24 protein-coding genes are annotated in these 25,493 nt (G+C 65.4%); 13 read left to right on the forward strand and 11 right to left on the reverse strand.

Going from position 1 to position 25,493, the window contains the following annotated elements; translation table 11 throughout:
• Window position 1 precedes the first annotated feature (1 nt).
• The 9 genes from HOP53_RS03440 (at window position 2) to HOP53_RS03480 (ending at window position 9,208) form a co-directional block, all read left to right on the forward strand.
• The gene (locus HOP53_RS03440; RefSeq protein WP_234268698.1) at window positions 2-1,807 is read left to right on the forward strand and encodes a cytochrome c oxidase subunit I; all 1,806 of its coding nucleotides are present in this window, start codon (window positions 2-4) and stop codon (window positions 1,805-1,807) included.
• Window positions 1,804-2,469 carry a cytochrome c oxidase subunit 3 gene (locus HOP53_RS03445; RefSeq protein WP_234268699.1) on the forward strand — a complete coding sequence of 222 codons (666 nt, stop codon included), beginning with the start codon at window positions 1,804-1,806 and terminating at the stop codon, window positions 2,467-2,469. Before HOP53_RS03440 ends, HOP53_RS03445 begins: the two co-directional genes overlap by 4 nt.
• Window positions 2,470-2,479: 10 nt before the next feature.
• Complete coding sequence (locus HOP53_RS03450; protein ID WP_234268700.1) at window positions 2,480-3,214, forward strand: cytochrome c oxidase subunit 3; 735 nt, start codon at window positions 2,480-2,482, stop codon at window positions 3,212-3,214.
• An 11-nt stretch (window positions 3,215-3,225) separates the two neighbouring features.
• Complete coding sequence (locus HOP53_RS03455; RefSeq protein WP_234268701.1) at window positions 3,226-3,543, forward strand: cytochrome C oxidase subunit IV family protein; 318 nt, start codon at window positions 3,226-3,228, stop codon at window positions 3,541-3,543.
• 137 nt (window positions 3,544-3,680) lie between these two features.
• Window positions 3,681-4,334 carry a glutathione S-transferase family protein gene (locus HOP53_RS03460; protein WP_234268702.1) on the forward strand — a complete coding sequence of 218 codons (654 nt, stop codon included), beginning with the start codon at window positions 3,681-3,683 and terminating at the stop codon, window positions 4,332-4,334.
• Window positions 4,335-4,422: 88 nt separating this feature from the next.
• Window positions 4,423-5,454 carry a 23S rRNA pseudouridine(2604) synthase RluF gene (rluF, locus tag HOP53_RS03465; RefSeq protein ID WP_234268703.1) on the forward strand — a complete coding sequence of 344 codons (1,032 nt, stop codon included), beginning with the start codon at window positions 4,423-4,425 and terminating at the stop codon, window positions 5,452-5,454.
• Between the two features lie 114 nt (window positions 5,455-5,568).
• Window positions 5,569-6,936 carry an HTH domain-containing protein gene (locus tag HOP53_RS03470; RefSeq protein WP_234268704.1) on the forward strand — a complete coding sequence of 456 codons (1,368 nt, stop codon included), beginning with the start codon at window positions 5,569-5,571 and terminating at the stop codon, window positions 6,934-6,936.
• A 15-nt stretch (window positions 6,937-6,951) separates the two neighbouring features.
• Window positions 6,952-8,184 carry a DUF418 domain-containing protein gene (locus tag HOP53_RS03475; protein ID WP_234268705.1) on the forward strand — a complete coding sequence of 411 codons (1,233 nt, stop codon included), beginning with the start codon at window positions 6,952-6,954 and terminating at the stop codon, window positions 8,182-8,184.
• Window positions 8,185-8,608: 424 nt separating this feature from the next.
• On the forward strand, window positions 8,609-9,208 hold the full coding sequence (locus HOP53_RS03480; protein WP_234268706.1) for a DUF938 domain-containing protein: 600 nt from the start codon (window positions 8,609-8,611) through the stop codon (window positions 9,206-9,208).
• A 10-nt stretch (window positions 9,209-9,218) separates the two neighbouring features.
• On the opposite strand, the gene HOP53_RS03485 is transcribed toward HOP53_RS03480, so the two are convergent.
• The 9 genes from HOP53_RS03485 to speB all read right to left on the reverse strand — a co-directional run bounded on the left by HOP53_RS03485 (window position 9,219) and on the right by speB (window position 18,510).
• On the reverse strand, window positions 9,219-9,425 hold the full coding sequence (locus HOP53_RS03485) for a hypothetical protein (protein WP_234268707.1): 207 nt from the start codon (window positions 9,423-9,425) through the stop codon (window positions 9,219-9,221).
• A gap of 80 nt (window positions 9,426-9,505) precedes the next feature.
• Entirely contained in the window at window positions 9,506-10,765 is a 1,260-nt protein-coding gene (locus HOP53_RS03490) for a TRAP transporter large permease (RefSeq protein ID WP_234268708.1), read from the reverse strand.
• Window positions 10,762-11,304: a TRAP transporter small permease gene (locus HOP53_RS03495; RefSeq protein WP_234268709.1), complete on the reverse strand. Its 543-nt coding sequence runs from the start codon at window positions 11,302-11,304 to the stop codon at window positions 10,762-10,764. Before HOP53_RS03495 ends, HOP53_RS03490 begins: the two co-directional genes overlap by 4 nt.
• Entirely contained in the window at window positions 11,305-12,300 is a 996-nt protein-coding gene (locus tag HOP53_RS03500; protein ID WP_234268710.1) for a TRAP transporter substrate-binding protein, read from the reverse strand.
• A 139-nt stretch (window positions 12,301-12,439) separates the two neighbouring features.
• The gene (locus HOP53_RS03505) at window positions 12,440-12,928 is read right to left on the reverse strand and encodes a GNAT family N-acetyltransferase (protein WP_234268711.1); all 489 of its coding nucleotides are present in this window, start codon (window positions 12,926-12,928) and stop codon (window positions 12,440-12,442) included.
• Window positions 12,929-13,000: 72 nt separating this feature from the next.
• A complete protein-coding gene (locus HOP53_RS03510; RefSeq protein WP_234268712.1) occupies window positions 13,001-14,446 on the reverse strand; it encodes an aldehyde dehydrogenase family protein in 1,446 nt (481 codons plus the stop codon).
• 27 nt (window positions 14,447-14,473) lie between these two features.
• The gene (locus HOP53_RS03515; RefSeq protein WP_234268713.1) at window positions 14,474-16,102 is read right to left on the reverse strand and encodes a 5-guanidino-2-oxopentanoate decarboxylase; all 1,629 of its coding nucleotides are present in this window, start codon (window positions 16,100-16,102) and stop codon (window positions 14,474-14,476) included.
• Window positions 16,103-16,110: 8 nt separating this feature from the next.
• Entirely contained in the window at window positions 16,111-17,493 is a 1,383-nt protein-coding gene (locus HOP53_RS03520; protein ID WP_103967898.1) for a YjiH family protein, read from the reverse strand.
• Between the two features lie 66 nt (window positions 17,494-17,559).
• Window positions 17,560-18,510 carry an agmatinase gene (speB, locus tag HOP53_RS03525; RefSeq protein ID WP_234238962.1) on the reverse strand — a complete coding sequence of 317 codons (951 nt, stop codon included), beginning with the start codon at window positions 18,508-18,510 and terminating at the stop codon, window positions 17,560-17,562.
• 183 nt (window positions 18,511-18,693) lie between these two features.
• Between speB and HOP53_RS03530 the strand changes: the two genes are divergently transcribed.
• The 4 genes from HOP53_RS03530 to HOP53_RS03545 all read left to right on the forward strand — a co-directional run bounded on the left by HOP53_RS03530 (window position 18,694) and on the right by HOP53_RS03545 (window position 23,378).
• Window positions 18,694-20,115 (forward strand): sigma-54 interaction domain-containing protein, encoded by a 1,422-nt coding sequence (locus tag HOP53_RS03530; RefSeq protein ID WP_234268714.1) that lies wholly within the window; start codon window positions 18,694-18,696, stop codon window positions 20,113-20,115.
• A gap of 91 nt (window positions 20,116-20,206) precedes the next feature.
• Window positions 20,207-21,298, forward strand: coding sequence for a Bug family tripartite tricarboxylate transporter substrate binding protein (locus HOP53_RS03535; protein ID WP_234268715.1), 1,092 nt, complete (start codon window positions 20,207-20,209; stop codon window positions 21,296-21,298).
• Between the two features lie 74 nt (window positions 21,299-21,372).
• Window positions 21,373-22,899 carry a tripartite tricarboxylate transporter permease gene (locus HOP53_RS03540; protein WP_234268716.1) on the forward strand — a complete coding sequence of 509 codons (1,527 nt, stop codon included), beginning with the start codon at window positions 21,373-21,375 and terminating at the stop codon, window positions 22,897-22,899.
• Window positions 22,896-23,378, forward strand: coding sequence for a tripartite tricarboxylate transporter TctB family protein (locus tag HOP53_RS03545; protein WP_234268717.1), 483 nt, complete (start codon window positions 22,896-22,898; stop codon window positions 23,376-23,378). The genes HOP53_RS03540 and HOP53_RS03545 overlap by 4 nt, the downstream gene beginning before the upstream one ends.
• Window positions 23,379-23,396: 18 nt before the next feature.
• On the opposite strand, the gene HOP53_RS03550 is transcribed toward HOP53_RS03545, so the two are convergent.
• Window positions 23,397-24,506, reverse strand: coding sequence for a pyridoxal phosphate-dependent aminotransferase (locus HOP53_RS03550; RefSeq protein WP_234268718.1), 1,110 nt, complete (start codon window positions 24,504-24,506; stop codon window positions 23,397-23,399).
• 54 nt (window positions 24,507-24,560) lie between these two features.
• A complete protein-coding gene (locus HOP53_RS03555) occupies window positions 24,561-25,487 on the reverse strand; it encodes a DMT family transporter (protein ID WP_234268719.1) in 927 nt (308 codons plus the stop codon).
• Between the last annotated feature and the right edge of the window lie 6 nt (window positions 25,488-25,493).

Here is a 25,493-nt window from a genome sequence, read left to right on the forward strand (position 1 = left end):
CATGGCGGAACCTGGACATCACGGCGTGCCCCATGCCCAGGCGGGCGAGTTCGACAATGCGGAGCTGGTTCACCCCAAGACCTTCCTCGGCAAGTATGTGTGGAGCCAGGATGCCAAGGTGATCGCCATTCAGTACGGCATTACTGCCATTGCCATCGGGCTGGTGGCACTGGTGCTGTCGATCCTGATGCGCTTGCAACTGGGCTTTCCCAACACCTTTGCGCTGATCGATCCATCGAGTTATCTGCAGTACGTCACCATGCACGGCATGATCATGGTGGTCTATCTGCTCACCGCACTCTTCCTGGGCGCCTTCGGCAACTACCTGATCCCCTTGATGTGCGGTGCGCGGGACATGGCTTTTCCCTACCTCAACATGCTGAGCTACTGGTTCTACCTGGCGGCGGTGCTGATCCTGTTGGCCAGCTTCTTCGTGCCCGGCGGAGCCACGGGCGCGGGCTGGACGCTGTATCCGCCCCAGGCGATCAGTCCCGGCACCCCGGGGGTCGACGGCGGCATTCTGCTGATGCTAGCGTCGCTGGGGGTGTTCATCGCCGGCTTCACCATGGGCGGGCTCAACTACGTGGTCACGGTGCTGCAGGCGCGCACCCGCGGCATGACGCTGATGCGCCTGCCGTTGACCATCTGGGGCATCTTCATGGCCACGGTGATGGCGCTGCTGGCCTTTCCGGCGCTGCTGGTGGCGATCCTGATGATGCTCTGCGACATGCTGCTGGGCACCAGCTTCTTCATGCCCGAGATGCTCAACCTCGGCGAGCAGTCCACCCACGCCGGTGGCAGCCCCTTGCTCTATCAGCACCTGTTCTGGTTCTTCGGCCATCCTGAGGTCTACATCGTCGCGCTGCCGGCCTTCGGCATCGTCTCCGACATCCTCGCCACCCACGCGCGCAAGAACATCTTCGGCTACCGCATGATGGTGTGGGCGATCATCATCATCGGCGTGCTCAGCTTCGTGGTCTGGGCACATCACATGTTCATCAGCGGCATGAATCCCTACTTCGGCTTCCTGTTCGCCACCACCACGCTGATCATCGCGGTGCCCACGGCGATCAAGGTCTACAACTGGGTACTCACGCTGTGGCGCGGCAACATTCACATGACGGTGCCGATGCTGTTCGCCATCGGCTTCATCTTCACCTTCGTCAACGGTGGGCTCAGCGGGCTGTTCCTGGGCAACGTCACCGTCGACGTGCCGCTGGCGGATACTTACTTCGTGGTCGGCCATTTCCACATGGTGATGGCGGTGGCGCCGGTGCTGGTGGTGTTCGGCGCGATGTACCACTGGTACCCCAAGATCACCGGGCGCATGCTCGACGACACCCTGGGCAAGATCCACTTCTGGGTCACCTTCCTGGGTACCTACGCGATCTTCTATCCGATGCATTTCATGGGTTTTGCCGGCGTGCCGCGCCGTTACTACGGCTATGGCGAGACCGCCTACATTCCCGATTCGATCCAGACCCTCAATGCCTTCATGAGCGTGGCGGCAATCATCGTCGCGCTGGTTCAGCTGGTGTTCTTCTACAACCTGATACGCAGCTATTTCCGCGGCCGCGAAGCGGGGCCCAATCCCTGGCAGGCGACCACCCTCGAGTGGCAGACGGAGCACACCCCGCCACGTCACGGTAATTTCGGCGCCGAGCTGCCGGTGGTCTATCGCTGGGCCTACGATTACGGCGTGCCTGGCGCCAAGCACGACTTCATTCCCCAGAACATGCCTCCCGATGAGGTCGAGAAGGTCGACCCGATGAGCCAGGAAACCGCGCAAGGGAGGCTGCCGTCATGACCGTGACGCTGGTGTTCCTGGCCGTGATGATGGCGCTGTTCGGCGGCTGGCTGTTCAGTCATTCGATCAACGTGCGCCCTTGGGAGGCGCAGGGGGCCGGTGTGCAGCGCAGCCAACTGCCGCCGGCGTTGACCGCTCCGCGCGTCGGCCTGGCGGTGTTCCTGGCGGTGGCCACCTCGCTGTTCGCCTTGACCATCAGCGCCTACCTGATGCGGCAGGAGATGGGCCACGACTGGCGCCCGCTGACGGTGCCCGGCCTGCTGTGGTGGAACAGCGTCTGTCTGGTGCTCGGCAGCGTGGCGCTGCAGTCCGCCTGGCAGGCTGCACGTCGTGACAATGCAGCGCGACTGCGGCGGGACCTGCTGCTGGGCGGTGGTTTCACCATCGTGTTCATTCTGGGCCAGGCGCTGGCCTGGTGGCAGCTGCAGGCCAGGGGGATCTACCTGGCCGCCAACCCGGCCAACGCCTTCTTCTTCCTGCTTACGGCGCTGCACGTGCTGCACCTGCTGGGTGGGCTGTTCGCCTGGTCGCGCAGCCTGTTCCGCCTGCAGCGGGGGGCCACACCGCGGGAGATGCTGCCCAGCGTCGAACTGTGTGCGCTGTACTGGCATTTCCTGCTGCTGGTGTGGGGAATTCTCTTCGCGCTGCTGCTGACCACATGAGGACTGGATCATGGCCAATCCGCATCCCGGCAGTCCGCTGTCGCCAGAAGAGATAAGCCGTCCGACGCCTCAGGCGGGCATGTCCGGCCTGGTCAACGACTGGGCGGCGGAGCGCCGTGTGTTCGACATGCCCTGGGGCAAGACGATGATGTGGCTATTCATCCTCAGCGATGTGTTCATCTTCGCCTGTTTCCTGGTCGGCTACATGGTGTTGCGCATATCGACCGTGGAGCCCTGGCCGGATGCCAGCGAAGTGTTCGCCCTCACCGTGGGCGGCCAGTCGATCCCGCTGCTGCTTATCGCCATCATGACCTTCATCCTGATCTCCAGCAGCGGCACCATGGCGCTGGCAGTGAAGTACGGATATGCCAAAGATCGCCGCAAGACGGCCGCGCTGCTGCTGATCACGGCGCTGCTCGGCGCGGTCTTCGTCGGCATGCAGGCCTTCGAGTGGACCATCCTCATCGGTGAGGGCGTTCGTCCCTGGGAGAATCCCTGGGGAGCGGCGCAGTTCGGTGCGGTGTTCTTCCTGATCACCGGCTTTCACGGCACCCATGTCACCATCGGCGTGATCTTCATCGTGATCATGGCGGTCAAGGTCATGCGCGGTTCCCTGGAAGGGAGCCGTCCCGGCTTTCTCACCGGCCGCAAGGGCAACTACGGGATGATCGAGAGCCTGGGGCTCTACTGGCATTTCGTCGACCTGGTTTGGGTCTTCATCTTCGCGTTCTTCTATCTGTGGTAGGGGGTGGCACCATGGACCAAGGCAGCCATCAACAGCCCGCATTGCGTGTCTATCTGCGCGTATGGATCTGGCTGTTCGTGCTCAGCGTGTTGTCGTATCTGGTGGATCTCTCGGGGCTCGAAGGCCTGCTTAAATGGGGGCTGATCACCCTGTTCATGCTGCTCAAGGCTGGGCTGATCGTGGCCTTTTTCATGCACATGGCCTGGGAGCGCCTGTCGATCGTCTATACGGTGCTGGTGCCGCCGGCGGTGCTGCTGTTCCTGGCCGCCCTGATGGCGCTGGAAGCCGACTACACGCTGAGTTCGCGTCTGGGTATCTTTGCCAGCTGATGATGCAAGGGCGGCGCCCACCGAGCGTGATGAGCCGCGCTCGGTGGGCGCCGCTTGCCTGTGCCTTGCTGTCCGGCTGGACGCCATGCGGTAGCCATTGCACAGTAGGGGCCTGACATGACGCATCGGGAGGCCGCGTGAAGCTCATCATCGGTAACAAGAACTACTCTTCATGGTCGCTCAGGCCCTGGTTGCTGCTGCGTATGCACGGCTTGGCGTTCGACGAAATCCGCATCCCCCTGGCTCAGGACACGACCCGAGAGGCGCTTGCCGCGCACAATCAGGCGGGCAAGGTACCGGTATTGCACGATGGCGAGTTGACCGTATGGGACTCGCTGGCGATCTGCGAGTATCTGTCCGAGTGCTACCTGTCGGGGGCCGGTTGGCCGGCGTCGCGGCATGAGCGAGCCGAAGCACGCGCACTCAGCGCCGAGATGCATGCCGGCTTCGTCGAGCTGCGAACCTGCATGCCGATGAACTGCCGCGCCAGTGGGCGACGGGTGCCGATCAGCGAGACCCTCGAGGCAGAGATCAGGCGGATCGAGCAGATCTGGGCGCAGGGCAGCAAGCGCTACGGGCACCGCGGCCCCTGGCTCTTCGGCGAGTTCTCCATCGCCGACTGCATGTTCGCACCGGTGTCGTTTCGTTTTGCCAGCTACGGCGTGAAGCTTTCGCCGCCTGCCGAGGCCTACCGCCAGACGCTGCTGCGCTCGGCACCGATGCAGGAATGGGCCGAGCAGGCCAGGGCGGAGCCCGAAGTGATCGAAAGCGCCGAAGTCGGCGCAGCTTGACCTGAGGCGTTCCGGCAGGGCTTTCACCGGCACGGCGTAGCATGCTTGAATGCCTTAGCGTTTCCCGCATCCCTCTGGAAAGAGCGTCATGGCCTTCGGTTCTTCTATCCGTATCAACAAATACATCAGTGAAAGCGGTTTGTGCTCCAGGCGCGAAGCCGACCGCTATGTCGAACAGGGCAATGTGTGGCTCAACGGCAAGCGTGCCAAGACGGGGGACCAGGTCTTTCCCGGCGATGAAGTCAAGGTCAATGGCCAGCTCATCGAGCCCCAGGAAGCCGAAGATCTGGTGTTCATCGCCCTGAACAAGCCTGTTGGGATCGTCAGTACCACCGAGCCGAGCGAGAAGGACAATATCGTCGACTTCGTCAAGCATGGGGTACGTATCTTCCCCATCGGCCGACTGGACAAGGACTCCCAAGGGCTTATCTTCCTTACCAACAATGGTGATCTGGTCAACAAGATCCTACGAGCCAGCAACAACCATGAAAAGGAGTATAGGGTCACCGTCGACAAGCCGATTACCGATGAATTCGTCGAGGGGATGGCTTCCGGCGTCCGCATCCTCGGGGAGGTGACCAAGCGCTGCAAGGTCGTCAAGGAGTCGACCTTCGTTTTCAACATAACGCTGGTGCAGGGCTTGAATCGACAGATCCGGCGGATGTGCGAAAAATTCGGTTACGAAGTCACCAGACTCGAACGCATACGCATCATGAACGTGTCGCTCAAGGGGCTGGCATTGGGAGATTGGCGCGACCTGACCGCGAAGGAGGTCGACACCATCGTTGCCTTGACCGAGAGTTCAAGTTCCGATGCCTCGCCCAAGAGCAGGAAATCATCGCCTTCCAGGGCAGCCAACAAGCGCAAGACGGGGCAGGCCGCGAAGGGAACGGCGGCCACGGCAAGGCGGGATGCCAAGGGCAAGTCGTCTGTGAGCGGTCGCTCCAAGGGTAAGACCGCTGCCGGAAAAGCGGCAAAAGCTGGAGCCGCCGGTAAGGGAGGCGGAGCGAAACCGGCAGCCAATGCCAGAAACAAGAAGTCGCCGCACGGGAAACCCAAGCCGGCCGGCGGTCAGAGCGGAAAGGGGGGCAAACCCCGCCGCACGAAGCCGGGCCGCTGAGCCCCCGAGCTACGTTGCCAACCGACCCTACGTTGCCAACCGACCCTACGTTGCCAACCGACCCTACGTTGCCAACCGACCCTGCATTGCCAACCGACGCGAGTAAGACTCACCATGTCCCGGACGACGCGGCTCTTCGATCTCATGCAGATACTGCGGCGTCACCGCTGCCCTGTGAGTGGTACCGCGCTGGCACAGGAACTGGGGGTCTCGCTGCGTACCCTGTATCGCGACATCGCTTCGCTGCGTGCCATCGGCGCCGAGATCGAGGGCGAGCCAGGTATGGGCTATCGACTCGAGCCAGGCTTGATGCTGCCGCCGCTGATGTTTTCCGAGGAAGAGGTCGAGGCCCTCACGCTGGGGCTGCGATGGGTTCAGCAGCGGGCTGACGATGGGCTCTCCAGTGCAGCGGGTGATGCGCTGGCCAAGGTGGCGGCAGTACTGCCCGGCGAGCACAGGCACCGAATGCAGGATTCTGCGCTGCTGGTGGGGCCGGGCTGGGAGAGACGCCAGAGCGTCGAGCTCGAGGAGCTGCGCCGGGCCATTCGCCGACAATCCAAGCTGCGTATTCTTTACTCGGACCAGCAGGGCAGGCGCTCGGAGCGAGTCATCTGGCCCTTCGTGATCGCCTTCTTCGAATCGGCGCGTGTCGTCGTCGCCTGGTGTGAGCTCAGGCAGGCGTTTCGCAACTTCCGTGCCGACCGTATCGAGGCTGCCACTGTCACGGGTGAGCGCTACCGACGGCCACGGGCGGTGCTCGAACGCGAGTGGCTGAGCACTCTGCTGCCAGAAACTGTCAGTCATGGGGCCTATCCTGCTTGTGAAACACACCACAAGAAGGAGCGGAGCATGCAGGAAGAAATCGTCTTCTATACCAACCCCTGGTCCCGCGGGGGCATCGTGCACTGGATGCTGGAGGAGATTGGGCAGCCCTATCGCATGGAGGTGATCGAGTTCGGATCGCCGATGAAATCACCCGAATATCTTGCCATCAATCCCATGGGCAAGGTGCCGGCCATACGCCATGGCAATACCGTCGTCACCGAGGCGGCCGCCATTTGTGCCTATCTGGCCGAGACGTTCCCTGAGGCCGGGCTGCTGCCGACCCCCGAAGGGCGTGGCGATTATTACCGCTGGCTGTTCTTCACGGCCGGGCCGCTGGAGATGGCGATATCCCTCAAGGCGGCCAATTTCACCTTGAGTTCGGAGCAGCAGATGCAGTTCGGCTGCGGCAGCGGCGAAACGGCGGTTGATACCCTGGCCAAGGCGGTGGCGGGGCGGCGTTACATTGCCGGCGACAGCTTCACCGCCGCCGACATCTATGTCGGTTCTCACATCGGCTGGGGCATGCAGTTCGGCACGCTGGACAGGCGTCCCGAGTTCGAAGACTACTGGAACGGCCTCAAGGATCGTCCTGCCCATCGTCGTTCGGAAGAGGCCATTGCCAAGGCAATGCCTGCCGAATCGACACCGAGCGGCTAGCAGAGGGAGAGACGGTTGAGCTCTCCTCGGCAAGCGTGCCGTCGTGCCGATCAAGGCACGACGGCACGCATCGAGGCACTCGACGTGCTGCGCGGCGTAGCGCTGCTCGGCATTCTGGTGATGAACGTTCAAGCATTCGCCATGCCTCAGGCTGCCTATCTGAACCCGACCGCCTGGGGGCGGCTCGATGGCATCGATCTGGCGGTCTGGCTCGCGTCGCACGTGCTGTTCGACCAGAAGATGATGGCGCTGTTCGCGATGCTGTTCGGCGCAGGGATCGTGTTGTACGCCGAGCGGGTCGAGGCGGCTGGCAAGCGGTCCTGGGCGCTTCACTGTCAGCGCCACGCCTGGCTGATGCTGTTCGGAATCGCCCATGCCTATCTCATCTGGTATGGCGACATCCTGTTCACCTACGCCGTCTGTGCACTGGCGCTCTTTCCTCTGCGCCGCCTTGTCCCGTCGCGGCAACTGGCGCTGGGCTTCGTGCTGCTGGCGGTGACCTCGCTGCTGTTCCTGGTCTTCGATGCAACGGTGCCGGCATGGTCGGAAGCGGACCGCCAGACGTTCATGACCGAATGGCAGCCATCCGCGGCGCAGCTGGCGAGCGAAGCCGAGCGTTACCGCAGCGGCTGGTGGCAGCAGCTTCCCCAGCGAGCCGAAATGGCGTTCGAGATGCAGACCTTCACCCTGCTGATCTGGGGCCTGTGGCGAAGCGCGGGCTTGATGCTGATCGGCATGGCGCTGTTCCGCTGGGGCATCCTGACCGGCCAGGCCAGCCGGCGGACCTACCTCTCGCTGCTGGCTGTCGCCCTGCTGCTGGGCGTGCCCATGATCCTCTCCGGTGTGCATTGGAACTTTGCCAACGACTGGGGCCCGCGTTCGATGTTCGTGGGCACCCAGTTCAACTACTGGGGCAGCGTACTGGTCGCCTTCGGCTGGGTGAGCGTGGTGATGTTGCTGCTGCGGGCCAATGTCATGGGGCGCCTGCGGCTACGCCTGGCAGCAGTGGGGCGGACCGCCCTCAGCCAGTACATCCTGCAGAGCGTGATCTGCAGCCTGATCTTCTACGGTCACGGTCTGGGCATGTTCGGTCACATCGAGCGCAGCGGCCAGATGCTGGTGGTGCTGGGCATCTGGCTGCTGCAGCTATGGTTGGCGCCGCTGTGGCTACGCCATTTCCGCTATGGGCCGCTCGAGTGGCTGTGGCGCTCGCTGACCCGGGGCCAGTGGCAACCCTGGCGGCACTGAGCGTTCAGGGCAGCTCCTTGCCGCCCTGGGGGTCGGAGGCGTCGTAGTCCTGGGTGTCGTCGCTCCATTCACTACCCACCATGGCAGAGGAAACGCCGAATGGCTAACGAGGGCCGTCCACCTCGCCGCTTACGCTTGACCGGCACCTCGTAACCGTCCATACAAGGAGGGGGCAGTTATCCGAGACAGGAGGTCAGGATGAGAAAACTGTTGGGACTCGCGGTTGCCTGGTGGTTGCGCAAACCGGAGAAACGCGCGAGGCTGAAGCGCAAGGGCAAGGAAATGCTCACTGGCTTTCGACGCCGTGGCGGCTCGTCCGCCCGGCGTGAGCAACGCCGTCACCCTTGAGGTCATTCATCGCTGCCCCGGCTTCGCCCGAAGTCGGGAATCAGCCAATTCTCGCTGTTGGTCATGAGGTCGATACATGAGCCGCCGCATGAAGAGCCCCGCCGCGGCTCGCAATCGCCAGCCGATTCTCGACGTGCTGAGCAGGATCCTGCCCGAGCGGGCGACTATCCTCGAAGTCGCCAGCGGCAGTGGCGAACATGGCGTGTACTTCGCCGAGGCCAGGCCGGACTGGACCTGGCAGCCCAGCGACCCCAACGCCGAGGCGCGGAGCTCCATCAGTGCCTGGCGCGAAAGCGCCGGGCTCGACAATCTACTCGAGCCGCTGGCGCTGGACGTTACCGGGATCTGGCCCGCGGGCCCTTTCGATGCGGTGGTGGCGATCAACCTCATTCACATCTCGCCCTGGGAGGTGTGCGAGGCGTTGATGGCGCGCTCCGCTGAACGGCTGCGCCAGGGGGGCGTGCTATACCTCTACGGACCCTATCGGCGCGACGGGCGCCATACTGCGCCCAGCAACGAGGCCTTCGATGCCGACCTCAAGGCGCGCGATCCGCGTTGGGGCGTGCGTGACCTGGAACAGGTGGTCGGCGAGGCGCAGCAACACGGCTTCATGCTGGAGCAGACCGTCGAAATGCCGGCCAACAATCTCAGCGTGGTGCTGCGCCTGCATCCTTGAGCCGCATCTCTCAATCCTCTCTTCTGTTCTCTTCGATCTGGCCCGGAACCCGATAGCGCACGCCTTCGGCCTGGCGATCGTCTTCATAGCGCCGGGTTTCCTCTTCTGCGGGAATGCCCCAGAGGGTCTGGCGGCTGCCGTCGTCGTAGGTGTAGGTGGTGCAACCTGCAAGCACAACGAGGGCAGAAAGCGTGGCGATACGCAGAATGGATGACACTTGGCGTCCCTTCGATGGGTGGTAGGTAGGCATGCGGCCAGCCTGAGGCCAGGCCGCACGGTCGTCAAGAGGCAACGGCTTCATCCCGACCAGCCCAGCATGATCGGCACGTAGACCACCAGCAACAGCACGCCGATGAGCCCCAGCAGATAGGGCAGGATGGCCCGCGTGATGCGCTCCAGCGGCAGTTGGGTCACGGACGACGCGACGTAGAGATTGATCGCTACCGGTGGCGTGATCATGCCGATGGCCAGCCCCATCACGATGATGATGCCGAAGTGGATCGGGTCGATGCCGAGCTGCAGCACCAGCGGGAGCAGCACCGGAGTGAGAATGATCAGGGCGCTGGCGGTTTCGATGAACACCCCGGTGAGCAGGATAACCGCGACGATGAGCAGCATGATCACGTAGGGGTTGGTCGAGAGCGACAGCACGGCCTGGGCGATGGTGCCCGGCACCTGCCAGCTGGAGAGGGTCCAGCTCAGTACCGCCGAGGTAGCGATGACCAGCATGATTACCGAGGTGGTGATCGCCGAACGGATCAGGATGCGGTAGACGTCGCCGAGCGAGAGATCGCGATAGACGAACAGCGAGACCAGCAGGGCGTAGTTGACCGCCACCACCGCCGCTTCGCTCGGCGTGAAGATGCCTGAGAAGATGCCACCCAGGATGATCACCGGGGTCATCAGGCCCCAACTGGCGCTCTTGAAGGTGCGCCAGATCGTCGCCAACGACAGCGCGGTGCCGCGCGGGTAGTTGCGCCGGTAGGCCTGGGTGATGGCGATGGCTGCCAGGCCGATGCCCATCAGAATGCCCGGTACGATGCCGTTGAGGAACAGCTTCGACACCGACTGCTGGGCCACCACGGCGTAGATGATCATCGGCACCGAAGGCGGGATCACCACGCCGATGGTGCCGCTGGCGGCGATCAGGCTGGCCGCCGAGGCGGGATCGTAGCCCTTGCGCTTGAGTTCCGGCACCAGGCTCGAGCCTACCGCGGCGGTGGTGGCGGCGCCGGAGCCGGAAATGGCGGCGAAGAACATGCCGGCTCCCACCGACACCAGCGAAAGCCCGCCCTTGAGAAAACCGAACAGCGAATCGGCGAAGTCCACCAGCTTCTCGCTGACCTTGCCCTGGGCCATCAGGTCGCCGGCGAGGATGAACATGGGCACCGCCACCAGGGCGAAGGAGTTGATGCCCTGGAACATCTGCTGGGTTACCACCATCAGCGGTACGCCCTGGGCGTTGAGCGCCAGCAGGGTGCTGGCACCGATGGCCAGGGCAATCGGCACGCCGAGCAGCATGAAAGCGAAGAACAGGACGAACAGTAGCGCCGTCATGGCGGTGGCTCCTCGGCCGTGCTGCTGCCGGTGTCGGCCGCCTGAGGCCCCTTGACGATGAGCTCGATCGCGTCGATCAGGGCGTACCAGGCCATGATGGCGGCTGAAATGGGAATCACGGCGTAGACATAGGTCATCGACAGCCGCAGCGAGGCGGAGCGCTGGAAGCTCTGCACCTGCATATAGCGGTAGCCGATCACCACCAGGGCCAGCATGAAGCCCAGCGCCACCAGCACCGCGGCGATACGCGCCAGCTGCGCCAGGCGGGCGGGGAGGGCGTCGACGATGAAGGTCACGGCAATGTGGCGACCGCGCTGGAAGGCCAGCGTGGAGGCCAGAAAGGTGATCCATACAAGCAGGAAGCGGGCGACCTCTTCGGTCCAGCCCACGGCGGTGAAGAGCGTTCGCGAGATGATCTGCAGCGTGATCACGCCGATCAACGCCGCCATGCCCAGAAACACGATGGGCTGGATGACGGCGTCGATGGCGCGTTCGCTACGCTGCAGCAGGCCCGTGAGGGCGTGCAGCGGAGAGCTCACTTACTCCAGCGCCTCCAGGATGCGCGGCAGGTAGTCGCCGAACTGGTCGCCGTACTTCTCGTAGACCGGCCTCACGGCGGCCTGGAATGCCTCGAGATCGGCATCGTCGACGATCTGCATGCCGGCGGCACGCAGCTCTTCGAGCTGACCGGCTTCCATTTCGGCATTCACGCGGCGCTCATGCTCCGCCGCTTCCTGGGCGGCCTGCACCAGTACGTCCTGGGCCGCTTCGGGCAGCTGATTCCAGGCCGGCATGCCCATGACGAAGAGTGCCGGCGCATAGGTGTGGCGCGACAGCGTCATGTGGTCCTGGGTCTCGTGCAGCTTGAACGAGTGGATGACGTTGACCGGGTTCTCCTGGCCGTCGATGGTGCCCTGCTGCATGGCCGTGAGGGCTTCGGTCCAGGCCATGGGGATGGCATTGGCGCCGAGCTCACGGAAGGTGTCGGTGTAGACGGGGTTCTCCATCACGCGGATGCGCAGGCCGTTGAGGTCTTCGGGCGATCTGACCGGGCGTTCGCTGTTGGTCAGGTTGCGGAAGCCGCGCTCGGCGTAGGCCAGCCCCTTGAGGTTGACCTCGGCTAACTTGTCGAGCAGCTCCTGGCCGATGGGGCCGTCGAGCACTTCGTAGGCGGCTTCCGGCGAGGGGAACAGGAAGGGCAGTTCGAAGACCGCCATCTCCTCGACGAAGTTGGCTACCGGGCCGTTGGTGATCACGCCCATGTCGACGGTGCCGATCTGCATGCCCTCGAGCAGGGTGCGCTCGTCGCCCAGCGAGGCGTTGGGGTAGATGTCAACGGAAACGGCGCCTTCTGTGCGCTCGGCGACCAGTTCCTGGAACTTCACCGCGGCAATGTGGAAGCCGTCCTGCTCGTTGACCACGTGGGCCAGACGCAGAGTGACGGGATCCATGTCGGCGAAATCGGAGGCCTGAGCGGCGGAAACCAAGGCAAGAGAGATGCCGAGTGCCAGCGTGCTGCGTGCAAAGATCTTCATTTTTTAATTTTCCTTTGTCGGATCGATCCGTTCAGGAGCATGCCCCAGCCAGCTCGACAGGGTCAATCGCTGCGCTGACATTGCGTAACAGGCTGGCGGCGAGGGCACGGACCGGTCCGCGCCTGCATTTCGAGACAGATCACAGCAGGCGGTACATGATGTGGGCGTCGACCAGCCCCTGGGTGGGGTGGCGAAAGGCGCAGGGCAGGGTACCGACGATCTCGAAGCCGTGCTTCTGCCATTGGCGGATGGCGATCTCGTTGGTCGAGACCACCAGGTTGAACTGCATGGCGGTGAAGCCCAGCTCGCGCGCCACCTGCAGGGAATCCTCGCACAGCTTGTTGGCGATACCCTGGCCGCGGGCGTGCTCGGCGACCAGATAGCCGCAGTTGCACACGTGGTCGCCGGGGCCGGGTTGGTTGGGTTTGAGATAGTAGGTGCCGAGCAGGTTGCCGGCACTGTCCTCGGCCACCCGAACCGCACGCGGCAGCTCCACCCACATGCGATAGGCGTCGGGCTCGCTGATCCGACTCGGCACGGCATAGGTGTCGCCGGCGTGCAGCACCGGGGCGATGAAGTCCCACATGGCGGCCCAGTCGCCGGACTGATAGGGGCGAATGCGGATCATGGTGTCCTCCTTGATACCTGGCATCGGCCCCGATTTTACGTCATGACAGCGTGGAAAGATCGCCCCCGCGCTTCACACCGGACCAACGAGATGCTTCACCGCCAGATAGGCGGAAAGCCCCCAGGGACCGAGCTCGCGACCGATGCCGCTGCGCTTGAAGCCGCCCCAGCCGGTTTCGGGCAGCACCAGCTGTTCGCCGTTGATCCACACGCTGCCGGCCTGCAGTTGCCTGCCGATGTGTACGGCGCGCTGCCGGTCGGCGCATACCACGGTCGCCGCCAGGCCGAACTCGCTGGCGTTGGCCAGCTCGATTGCCTCCGCTTCGCTGGTCACGCTGCGGGCGCACAGCACCGGACCGAAGATCTCCTCGCGCCACAGTCGGCTCGTGGTCGGCACGTCGCGAAACAGCGTCGGGGCGACGAAGTAACCCTGGGCGGGCAGCTGCCGGTGGCTGGTGTCGCGTACTGCCAGGAGCCCCTCCTGCTCGGCGATGGCCAGGTAGGCCAGGACGCTCTCGCGCTGGCGGCCGCTGGTCAGCGGCCCCATGTCGCTGCCCTCGGCCAGCGGATCGCCCAGTACCAGGGCATCGATGCGCGCGGCTAGCGCGGCATAGAGCGGCTCGGCGATGGCCTCGTGCACCAGCAGGCGCGAGGTGGCCGAGCAGATCTGGCCGGCATTGAAATAGATGCCGGCCATGACCCAGTCGGCGGCCTGCTCGGGATCGGCGTCCGCCATCACCAGAATCGGCGACTTGCCGCCCAGCTCCAGCGAGACGTCGGCGGTGCGCTCGGCGGCGGCGCGCATCACCGCTTCACCGACCCGGTTGCTGCCGGTGAAGGAGACCTTGTCGACGCCGGGGTGAGCGGCCAGCGGTGCGCCGATCCCGGCGCCATCGCCGAACAGCAGATTGAGCACGCCGGGCGGCAGCCCGATTTCCAGGGCGATCTCCGCCAGCGCACGCTCAGGCAGCGGCGTCACCTCGGATGGCTTGAGCACCACGGTACAGCCGGCGGCAAGCGCGGGAGCGAGCTTCCAGGCGCTGGTCACCAGGGGGAAGTTCCAGGGGGTGATCAGCCCCACCACGCCAACCGGGTCGTGGTAACAGCGTGCCTCGACACCTTCCATCCCGACCTCGACCAACTGCCCCTGGCGTCGGTCGAGGTCGCGTGCCTGACCGGCGTAGTAGCGATAGCAGGCGATGGCGTCGTCGAGGTCGATGCCGGCCTCGGCCAGCACCTTGCCGTTGTTGGTCGAGGAGAGCCGAATCAGCTCGTCGCGACGGCGGGCCAGGGCATCGGCGAAGCGCTCCAGGTAGCGGGCTCGCTTGGCACCGCCGAGGGCGCGCCAGTCCGGCAGGGCGCGCTGCGCCGCGGCCACGGCATCGTCGACGTCGTCCGGATGGCCGGCGCAGACCTCGGCGATGGCTTCCTCGCGATAGGGGTTCATCACCGGCAGACAGCGCTCGCCTCGGGAGGGCGTCCAGCGGTTGCCGATGAACTGATGATCCAACTGTTGCATGGCGGTTCTCTCTGTCAGTGGAGATCGTCAGTCGAGGTCGCAGGTGACGGCCTGTTGCCAGGCTGCGGCATTCACTTCGACAAGCAACGGCGCGTCGAGCGGCCGCGAAGCGAGTGCTTGGGCCAGGCCGGCCGGATCGCTCACCCGCACTGCCTGGCAGCCGAAGCCGGCGGCGACCACCTGAAAGTCCGGCGCCTGGATGTCGACGCCGCAGCGCGTGACGCCGTGGGCGTCCATGTAGCGGCGGATCTCCTCGTAGCCCTGGTTGTGCCACAGTACGATCACTACCGGCAGGCGCGCTTCCACAGCGGTGGCGAGCTCGCTGAGGGTGAACATCACGCCGCCGTCGCCGACCAGCGCCACCACGGGCAGCGCAGGCTGGCCAAGCTGGGCGCCCAGCGCGGCGGGCAAGCCGTAGCCCAGGGTGCCGTAGCCGGTGGAGGCGTTGAAGTAGCGCCGCGGCTCGGGCTGCGAGACCAGGTGGTTGCCGGCATAGACCGGTGCGGTGGAGTCGCCGACCAGGATGGCGTCGGGCAGGGTTTCGCCCAGCGTGGCGTAGAACGGCACGAAGGGAGCGAAGGCCGGATCGTCGTTCAAATCGAGCGCGGCCAGGGTAGCCGCGGTGCGTTCGGCGCCGCCACGAGGCAACGGCGCGGGGAAGTGTTCCGCCAACAGCGCCAGCGTGCGTCCCGCATCGGCCACCAGGCCCAGCGCGACCTGCTGGTTGCGCACCAGCTGCTGGGCGTCGAGATCGATGCGGATCAGCCGGCCGCGCAGTTCGAAGCCGTCGTCGAAGACCACGTCGTAGTCGGTCTCGCCCAGCTCGGTGCCCACCGCGAGAACCACGTCGGCCTCGCGGGCCAGCTCGCGGACGGCGGGCAGCGCTGCGTTGGCGCCCAGGTCGAGCGGGTGGTCGCGGCCCAGCAGGCCCTTTGCGTTGATGGTAGTCACCGTGGGGGCGTCCAGGCGCTCCACCAACGCCCGGGCTGCAGCAGGGGCGTCGATACAGCCGCCGCCCAGCAGCACCAGCGGACGCTTCGCTGCGCGCAGCCAGTCGGCGGCCAGGGCCAGTCCAGCCGGGTCCGGTGCCGGACGAAACAGGCGCGCCGGTGGCGGCAGTTCGGTTGACGCCACCGGGGCGTCGAACAGGTCGATGGGGATCTCGATGTGCACCGGCCCCGGCCGCTGGCCCTGGAACACGGCGAAGGCTCGCGCCAGCACTTCCGGTAGGGCGCTCGGGTCGAGCAGGGTATGGCTGAAGCGCGACACGCCCGCCATCAGCTGCTGCTGGCTCGGTAGCTCGTGCAGCCGACCCTGGCCGCGACCGAGGGTGTCGCGGCGGTTGACGCTGGAGATCACCAGCATCGGGACGGAGTCGGCCAGCGCCTGGCCCATGGCGGTGGCGATGTTGGTCATCCCCGGGCCGGTGATGATCAGACACACGCCGGGCCTGCCGGTGGCGCGAGCATAGCCGTCGGCCATGAAGCCGGCGCCCTGTTCGTGGCGCGGGGTGACATGGCGCACGCCGCTTTCTTCCAGGCCGCGATAGAGCGCCACGGTATGCACCCCGGGGATGCCGAACACGGTATCGACGCCATACCGTTCATGCAGCAGCGTCAGCAACCATTGGCCACAGGTCATCGATTGGCGGGTCATCGCGAACCTCAGAAGAAGAAGGTGTGGGCCATGAAGGCAATGATCGGCAGCGTGATGGCCGTGCGCAGCAGGAAGATGGCGACCAGTTCCCACAGCTTGAGCGGAATCTTCGACTTCAGCAGCAGCGCGCCGATCTCGGACATGTAGATGAGCTGGGTCAGCGACAGACAGGCGATCACGAAGCGGGTCAGCTCGCTTTCGATGTTGGTCGCCAGCACCGCCGGCAGGAACATGTCGGCGAAACCCACCAGGGTGGCGGGAGCCGCCGCCTGGGCCTCGGGAATGCGCAGCAGCTCGAGCACCGGAACCATGGGGTAGGAGAGCCAGGTGAACAGCGGCGTGAACTCGGCCAGTATCAGCGCCACGGTGCCGATGGCGAACACCAGCGGCAGCAGGGCGAGGAAGATGTCGGCGACGTTGAACAGGGCGTTGCGGGCGAGTTCGCGCGGGCCGGGGGAGCGCTCGGCGCGGCGCACCGCCTGGGTCAGGCTGTAGCGCAGCAGGCCCATCTCCTCGGTGCGTTTCTCGGCCAGCTGACAGCCGACCGGCTCGTAGTACGTGTCCGGCTTGCGCGACAGCGGCGGCAGGCGCGGCACGATCACCGCCGCGATCAGGCCTGCCACCACCACGGTGAAGTAGAACTGGATGAACATGTGGTTGAGGTCGACGAAGCTGGTGATCAGCAGGCTGAAGGCGATCGAGACGATGGAGAAGTTGGTGGCGATCACCGAGGCCTCGCGGCGATTGTAGAAGCCCTTCTCGTACTGCTGGGTGGTGATCAGCACGCCCACGGTGCCGGAACCCATCCACGAGGCGGTGGCGTCGATGGCGCTGCGGCCGGGCAGGTTGAAGATCACCCGGAACGGCTTGCGCACCAGGCTGCCGATGAATTCCATGAAGCCGAACTCGACCAGGAACGGCAGCAGCAGGGCGGCGAAGAAGAAGAAGGTCAGCAGCACCGGCGCCAGGTCGTTGAGCATCACGCCGCCGGTGAACGAGGCGGTGACGAACTCCGGCCCGAACTGGAAGAACGTCATCAGGGCGAAGGCCGCCCCCAGGATGCGCATGCCGAACCACACCGGGCCGACGTGAAACATGTCGTGCATCACGCCTTTCTCGGCCCAGCTCGGGCGGGCGAGCTTGATCCAGCTCGTGGCCAGCACGGAGAGCACCAGCACGATGACGGCGATAGCCGGCAGGGCGCCGTCGAGCAGCGCCTTGAGGCCGTCGGCGAGGAAGCCCATGCCGATGTTGATGGTGTCGCCGATGCGGAAGGGAACCAGGAACAGGCCCACCCCGAGCGCGGAGGGAATCAGGAATTTGAGCAGGTTGTTGCGCTCGAAGGGGGTTTCCCCGTCGCGGGTTCGATGAGTCGTGTCAGTGGAGGACATACGGGTATCCCTTGGCTTGTCGTTGTTGGGTCAGGCAGTTCTTGCGTCGGTCGCCGCGCTCTCGTGTCAGTCGCGACGCTTGACGCCGGGCAGTGCGCACAGCATTTCGTAGAGCAGGGTGGCGCCCATCAGCGCCGTGTTGCCGCTGGGGTCGTAGGGTGGCGAGACCTCGACCAGGTCGCCGCCGACAATGTTGAGACCGGCCGCGCCGCGCACAATCTCGAGGCCCTGGGCCGAGGTCAGCCCGCCCATCTCGACGGTGCCGGTGCCGGGGGCGACGGAGGGGTCGAGGCCGTCGATGTCGAAGGTGACGTAGACCGGGGTGTCGCCCATCTGCTCGCGGACTTCTGCCATCAGCGGCGCCAGCGAGCGGTACCAGCACTCTTCGGCGGTGACCACGCGGAAACCCTGCTGGCGGCACCAGTCGAAGTCCTCGGCGGCATAGCCGGTACCGCGCAGGCCGATCTGTACCACCTTGCCGTGGGCCAGCAGACCCTCTTCCTGGGCGCGGCGAAACGGAGTGCCGTGGGCGATGGGTTCGCCGAACATGTGCTCGTTGACGTCGGCGTGGGCGTCGATGTGGATCAGCCCCACCGGACCGTGCTTCTTGGCGATGGCGCGCAGGATCGGCAGGGTGATCACATGATCGCCGCCCAGGGTCAGCGGGACGCAGCCGTGGGAGAGCACCTCGTCGTAGAAGGCGGTGATGATGTCCACGCTCTTGGGCAGGTGGAAGGTGTTGATCGGCACGTCGCCGATGTCGGCCACTTGCAGACTGTCGAAGGGGGCGGCCCGGGTGGCCATGTTGTAGGGGCGCAGCATGCGCGACTCGTCACGGATCTGGCGCGGGCCCAGACGCGTGCCGGGGCGATTCGAGGTGGCGATGTCCAGTGGTACGCCGATGAAGGCGACGTCCAGCCCTGCCGCCGTGGGCTGGGTGGGTAGGCGCATCATGGTGGCGGGTCCGCCGAAGCGGGGCATCTCGTTGCCGCCTAGCGGCTGGTTGAAGTCGGCCATGCGGGGCTCCTGATCGTTGGGGTATCGTCGCTCACTCCTCAAGGTCTAGCAGGTTTCGTGCCAGCCGGTGGCCTCGTAGCCACGGGGCCTGCCAGGTGAGGTGATGCAATTTCGAATCGTCAGCGGGGCTGCGGTGATGCAATAATGCATCCTTGATTCATTCATGCATCGGCTGGTGTCCTGATGAGCGATATCGACAGCGCGGTGGTGAGTACCATCGTCGAGACGGCCAACGACCACTTTTTCATCGTCGACGGCGAGGGGCGGGTGCTGGACGTTAGCCCGGGCGCGGCGGCGGTTTACGGCCTGCCACGGGAGCAACTGGTCGGCAGCACGGTGCAGCAGCTGGAGGCGCAGGGTGTGCTCAGGCCCTCCATCAGCCTGGAGGTGATCCGCACCGGCAGGCCGGTACAGCTGATGCAGGTGACGGGAACGGGGCGGCGGGTGATCGCCGAGGCGCACCCGGTACATGTCGACGGCAGGCTCGAGCGCATCGTCAGCCGCTCCCGCGACCTGACCGACCTGCAGCTGCTGCAGGACGAGTACGCGCTGCTGCAGAAGCGTTTCAGCGAACATCTCAAGCGCAGCGGGGCCGGCGCCGGTCAGGAGGACGGTCAGCTCGACGAGGCAATGGGCAGCCTGGAGGTGCGCAGCGACGTGATGCGTGAGCTGGCCCTGCTGCTCAAGCGCGTTGCGCCTTCGGATGCCACGGTGTTGCTGCTGGGCGAGTCCGGGGTCGGCAAGAGCGCCTTCGCCAAGCAGCTGCATCGCTGGAGCCGGCGCCGTCAGGGGCCGTTCATCGAGGTCAATTGCGGCGCCATTCCCGAGAACCTGTTCGAGTCGGAGATGTTCGGCTATCAGCCCGGCGCCTTCAGCGGGGCGGCGCGCCAGGGCAAGGCGGGGCTGCTGGAGCAGGCCGAGGGCGGTACCCTGTTCCTCGACGAGATCGGCGAGCTGCCGCTGCCCATGCAGACCAAGCTGCTCAAGGTGATCCAGGACGGCAGCGTGCTGCGCCTGGGCGATACCCGGCCGCGGCGGGTCGATTTTCGTCTGGTGGTGGCGACCAATCAGGATCTGGCCAGGCGCGTGGAAAGCGGTGGCTTTCGCCTCGACCTCTACTATCGCGTCAACGTGATTCCGGTCACCATCCCACCTCTGCGTGAGCGCCGCGAAGACATCCCGGCGCTGGCCGAGGCGTGTCTCGAACGCCTCAATCAGCGCTATGGCCAGCGTAAGCTGCTGCACGGCAGCGTGTGGCCGGAGCTGATGGGCGGCGACTGGCCGGGCAACGTCAGAGAGCTGGAAAACTGGCTGGAGCGCGCCTGGCTGTCGAGCCCGGACGATTCGATCCATTCGCCGACACGGGGCTACGTTTCATCCGTGACGCCGACGTCTTCACACGCCGAGACGACGCAGCCGGCCGAGCTGGCCGAGAACGAAGGGCTCTCGGCCTATCTGGCCCGGGTCGAACGCGAGGTGCTTCAGGCGCTGTGCCGGTCGCTCTCCAGCACCTATGCCATCGCCGAGCGGCTGGGGATCAGCCAGCCCAGCGTGGTGCGCAAGCTCAAGCGGCATGGGCTCAGGATCGAGCGCCGGGCCGATTGAGCTCGATGTCACGAGGTCGTCACGAAGAACTGTGACTATAGTGGTTTGGGTGAGCAACGCCTTCCGTTCCGTTTCGACCTTGGAGCTAGCCATGCCCCGCACAACCTATAACAAGATCGCCGCCATCGCGACCGGCCTGGTCCTTGGTGCCAGCGTCATGCTTCCTGCCGCCCACGCCGACGACTACTACGCCGGTCAGACCATTCGCATGATCATTCCCTTCTCGCCGGGCGGCGGCACGGATACCTTCGGCCGGCTGATCAGCCAGCACCTGGGCCGTCACATCCCCGGTAGCCCCACCATCGTGTCCGAGAACGTCACCGGTGCCGGCGGCCTGCTGGGCAGCAACGAATTCGCCGAGCGGGTCGACCATGACGGTCTCACGCTGATGACCGCCTCGGGCCACCTGAATCTGCGCGCTTTCCTCGGCCTGCAGGGTCTCAGACTCGATCTCGACGCGCTGGAGCCGGTGGTGGCCGCGCCCATGGGGCACGTGACGGCGATCTCCACCCAGGCAGGTATCGACGACCCGGCCGACCTGCTCGAGGCCCAAGGCCGATTGACCAAGGGCATTACCGATCCCGTGGGCCTGCTCGAGTCGCTGGTGGCGCTGGAGATGTTCGAACTCAATTACCGCGCGGTACCCGGCTACGGCGGCCGCGGCGATACGCGCATCGCTTTCGAACGTGGCGAACTGATGATCAACACCCAGAGCACGCCGGCCTATCTCAGCAGCGTGCAGCCGCTGGTGGATGAGGGGCTGGCCATGCCGCTCTATGCCATCGGCTTCATCGATGGCGAGGGCAATCCGCAGCGCGATCCTGCCGTGCCGGACATGATCACCGCACCCGAGCTCTACGAGCAGATCCACGGCGAGATGCCTTCCGGCACCATCTGGGAGGCCTTCAAGGTCACCGTGCCGCTGGTACAGAACACTCGCGGTACCGTCTGGGTGCATGGCGATATCCCCGACGAGGCGATGGCGGCCCTGCGGGAGGGGGTCGAGGCCATGGTCAACGACCCGGAGTTCCAGGAGGCCAGCGCCAACATCCTCGAGGGCTACGAGATCATGTGGGGCGACGACCTGGGGCAGATCAAGGCTTCGATGGACGCCGCCTCACCGGAGGTTCTCGACTACCTGCGCGACATGCTGCACGAGCGCTTCGGCACCGAGTTCAACTGAGACGCCCGCACGCGACGAGCCGCCCGGAGCTTCGGGCGGCCGTCGCGTGCACGGGCTTATGACATGAGGTGCTCATGCTGGATGCGTTCGTCAATGCGTTCTGGATTCTGCTCGACCCCTTTCGCCTGTTGATGCTCTTTTCCGGGGTGGCGATCGGTATTGCCGTGGGAATTCTGCCCGGCCTGGGGGGGTTGATGGGGATGGCGCTGGTGCTGCCGTTCCTGTTCGGCATGGATGCCTACGCCGGGGTGGCCCTGCTGATCGGTATTGCGGCGGCGGTGCCCAGCGCCGACACCTTTCCCTCGGTGCTGATGGGCATTCCCGGCTCTTCCGGCTCTCAGGCTACCATCATGGACGGCTATCCGATGGCTCGCCGAGGCGAGGCGGCCAGGGCGCTGGGGGCGGCCTTCACGGCGTCGTTGATCGGCGGCCTGATCGGAGCCCTGGCGCTCTCCGCCGTGGTGCCCTTCGCGCGCCCGCTGATCCTCGCCTTCGGTTCCCCCGAGCTGTTCATGCTGACCCTGCTGGGGCTCTCCATCATCGGGGTGCTGTCGGGCAATCGCCCGCTCAAGGGCATGCTGGCGGCAGTCGCGGGGCTGGCCATCGGCACCGTCGGCGGCGCGCCGGTGGCGGCGGAATATCGCTTCGCGGGGGACTTTCTCTACCTCTACGACGGACTGTCGCTGGTCATCGTGGCACTGGGGCTGTTCGCGCTGCCTGAGATCGTCGACCTGCTGGCGCGTGGCGGTGCCATTGCCGAGCGGGCTCGCGGCCTCGGCCACGGCTGGATGGATGGGGTACGCGACACGCTCAGGCACAAGTGGCTGGTGATTCGTCACAGCGTGATCGGCGTGGTGATCGGTGCCATTCCCGGTATGGGCTCATCAATCATCGATTGGGTCAACTACGGCATCGTGGCCCAGACCAGCAAGGATCGCAGCCGCTTCGGCAAGGGCGACGTGCGCGGCGTGATCGCCCCCGAGAGTGCCAACAACGCCAAGGAGGGCGGGGTGCTGATGCCGACTCTGCTGTTCGGCGTACCGGGCTCCTCGGCCATGGCCATGCTGCTGGGGGCACTGATGATCTTCGGCGTTCAGCCCGGCCCGCAGATGCTGACCCGCGATCTCGACCTGGTGTTCGTCATCATCTGGTCGCTGGCGCTGGCCAACGTCTTCGGTACCTTCATCTGCCTGTTGCTGTCGCGGCCCATCGCACGGCTCACCTTCGTGCCGTTCCACTACATCGCCCCGGTGATCATCGTCATCGTGATCGTCGGCGCCTGGCAGGAGACCCGGCACTGGGCCGACCTGGCCTTCCTGCTCGGCTTCGGGCTGCTGGGCTGGTTGATGAAGCGCAGCGGCATGCCGCGTCCGCCGCTGCTGATCGGCTTCATTCTCAGCGGACTGGCGGAGCGCTATCTGTGGATGTCCTACAACCTTTACGACTGGGAGTGGCTGACGCGTCCCGGCGTGCTGACGATCGGCGCGCTGGCGGTGGCGCTGATAGTGGCCAGCGTGAGGCTCAAGCGCAACACCAGCCAGCGGGCCGAGGCGATACAGGCGGCCGAGAGTCCCGGGATCGACAAGGAGAGCCGCCCATGAGAGCACGCTTGATTGGCATCTTTACACGCCATCTGCAGACGCCATTCGTGCTTCTGGTATTGGCGGGATTGGTAGCCGTGCTGACTATCAGCCAGTCGTTCTCGCTGGGAGCGAGGCTGTTTCCCACCGTGGTGGCCGGGCTGGGCATCCTGCTGGCGCTGCTGGAACTGGGTCGACAGTGGCTGCGGCGGGGCGCGCGGGAAGCCAGCGATTACACCGATCTGGGCGACGACGACGACAGCCCGCTGTTCTTCGCCAAGGGGCTGCTGTTCTTCGCCTGGATGCTCGGTTTCGTGGCGCTGTTTCTTGGTATCGGCGCGTTGCCGGCAGCCGGACTGTTCGTGCTGGCCTTGCTCAAGCTTCAGTTTCGCAGCCCCTGGCTGCCGAGCCTGGGGCTTGCCGTTGGTATCGTCATCCTGCTGTGGGGCCTGGGCAAGGTGCTGCAGCTGCGTTGGCCCACCCCTATGCTGGGCTTTTGAAGGCCAAAGGCTGAGCGCTCATGCACCCGATGCCAGCGCCCGCTCCAGAATGTCGAAGCGACCCGGTACCAGGGCGTCCTCGACGGCGGTGATACGCAGTACGTGGCCGAGGTCCGGGTGCGCGGGGCGGGCGATCAGGCGGCCGGCCTCGAGCAGCTCCTGGTTCAGCCGTCCGGCCAGCTCCGCACTCGCGAAGCGCAGGGCGATGAAGTTGGTGGCGCTCGGCAGCACCTCGGCGCCCAGCTCCTGAAAATGGCGGGCGAGGCGTTCCCGGCGCGCCTTCACCGCACTAATATGCGCCTCTACTTCGGCGTGGTGATCGAGCACAGTTTCGGCGATGACCTGGGTGAGGCTGGATACCGCGTAATGGATCCGCACCTTCATCATCATCGCCAGGGTTTCCGGCTCGGCGATGGCGTAGCCGATGCGCATTCCGGCCAGCCCATGGGCCTTGGACAGCGTGCGCAGACGGATCACGCCGGGCAGCGCTTCTCGGCTGAACGGCGAGTCGGCATCGTCGCGGAAGTCGTGGTAGGCCTCGTCGAGCAGCAGCCAGCAATCGTCGGGCAGCTCGGCACGCAGCCGGCGGATCTCGTCGTCGCCGTGCAGATGCCCGCTGGGGTTGTCCGGGTTGGCGACATAGACCAGCCGGGCCCGGTGCTCATGGGCTGAAGCCAGCAGCGCCTCGAGGTCGGGGGTGAGCAGGCCGGGCGCCTCGCGATAGGGCCGCTCCACCAAATGACAGTTCTGACCGCGAGCGAAATAGCCGAAGGTGGGGTAGGTGCCGCTGGCGCTGACCACCGTGCAACCGGGTTCTGCCACGGTACGCAGTGCCAGGGCGATCAGGCTGTCGGCGCCGGCATCCACCAGGGTGTGTTCCAGCGGCAGCCCGTAGAGCGAGGCGAGCCGTTGGCGCACGCCCAGCGCTTCCGCGTCGCCGTAGCAGTAGACATGCTCCGTCATCGCGTCGCCGAAGCGCTCGCGCAGCGCCCGGTGGGGCATGTCCAGGCCCTCGTTGGAGCCCAGACGGTGGGGGATCTCGCGGCCGATGCGGCGTTCCAGCACCTTGATGCCGGGGAAGGGGTTGCTGGGGCCGGAGCCGTTCAAGTGATCGGGAAAGCGGGGCATGCTGCACTCCATATACGCGTTGACGACAGATCGTTGCAGAAGCCTGGGGCTGGCTCAAGTCGTGGGCCGACGTGGGGTCATGACACTGGTCACGGCCGCAAGTATCAGACCGAGCGCCACCAGAAGCCTCGGTGTGAGTGCTTCGCCGAGCAGCACCACGGCACTGAGGACGCCGACCACCGGGATCAGCAACGTACTGATGGTGGACTGCGCCACGCTGAGACGGTTGACGTTGCGGAACCACAGCATCTGGGCCAGGCAAATGGCGAAGACCAGGTGATAGCCCAGTCCGAGCCAGGTCGAAACCTGCCAGGCAGCCGGCGTGCCCGGTGACTCGAACAGCGACGCCAGCACGATCATGGGTAGGGCGCAGAGGGCGAATTGCCAGCCGGTGATGACCACCGCATGGCCCTGCCAGGTGCCGCGACGCTTGGTCAGCACGGTGCCCAGCGCCCACGACAGCGCGGCACCCAGTACGAACGCCGGCCCGGCAAGGCCTGCCAAGCCGGCGTGCCAGGCAGCCGGTCCGAGCAGTAACAGCAGCCCGGCCTGGCCACACCCTAGCCCCAGCCATTGGCGTGGCGATACCCGCTCGTCGAGCAGAGCGATGGCCAGCAGCAGCGCCCAGCACGGCATGGTAAAGGCAATGATGGCCGCCTGAGACGTGGGCATGTTGAGTTGACCGAAAGCAGTCCCGACGTTGAATCCCAGGATGGTGAAGCCGCCGGTCACGGCCAGCCACAGTCGCTCGCCAGGCGCGATAGCCAGCGGCCAGCCTTTCAGCCATGCCCAGCCCAGCAGCATCACGGCGCCGGTGACGAAGCCGATGGCGCGCAGGGTGAACGGCGGGATCTCCATCAGACTGAAGCGCACCGCCGGCCAGTTGCCGCCCCAGAACAGCGCGATCGCCACGATCAACGCCAGCGTGGTGAGGTCTCGTCTCGGGCCGGTAGGCGCCGCGATACCAGCACGAGTCGACATGCTGGT

It is taken from the genome of Billgrantia ethanolica (assembly GCF_021404305.1).
Taxonomy (GTDB): domain Bacteria; phylum Pseudomonadota; class Gammaproteobacteria; order Pseudomonadales; family Halomonadaceae; genus Halomonas; species Halomonas ethanolica.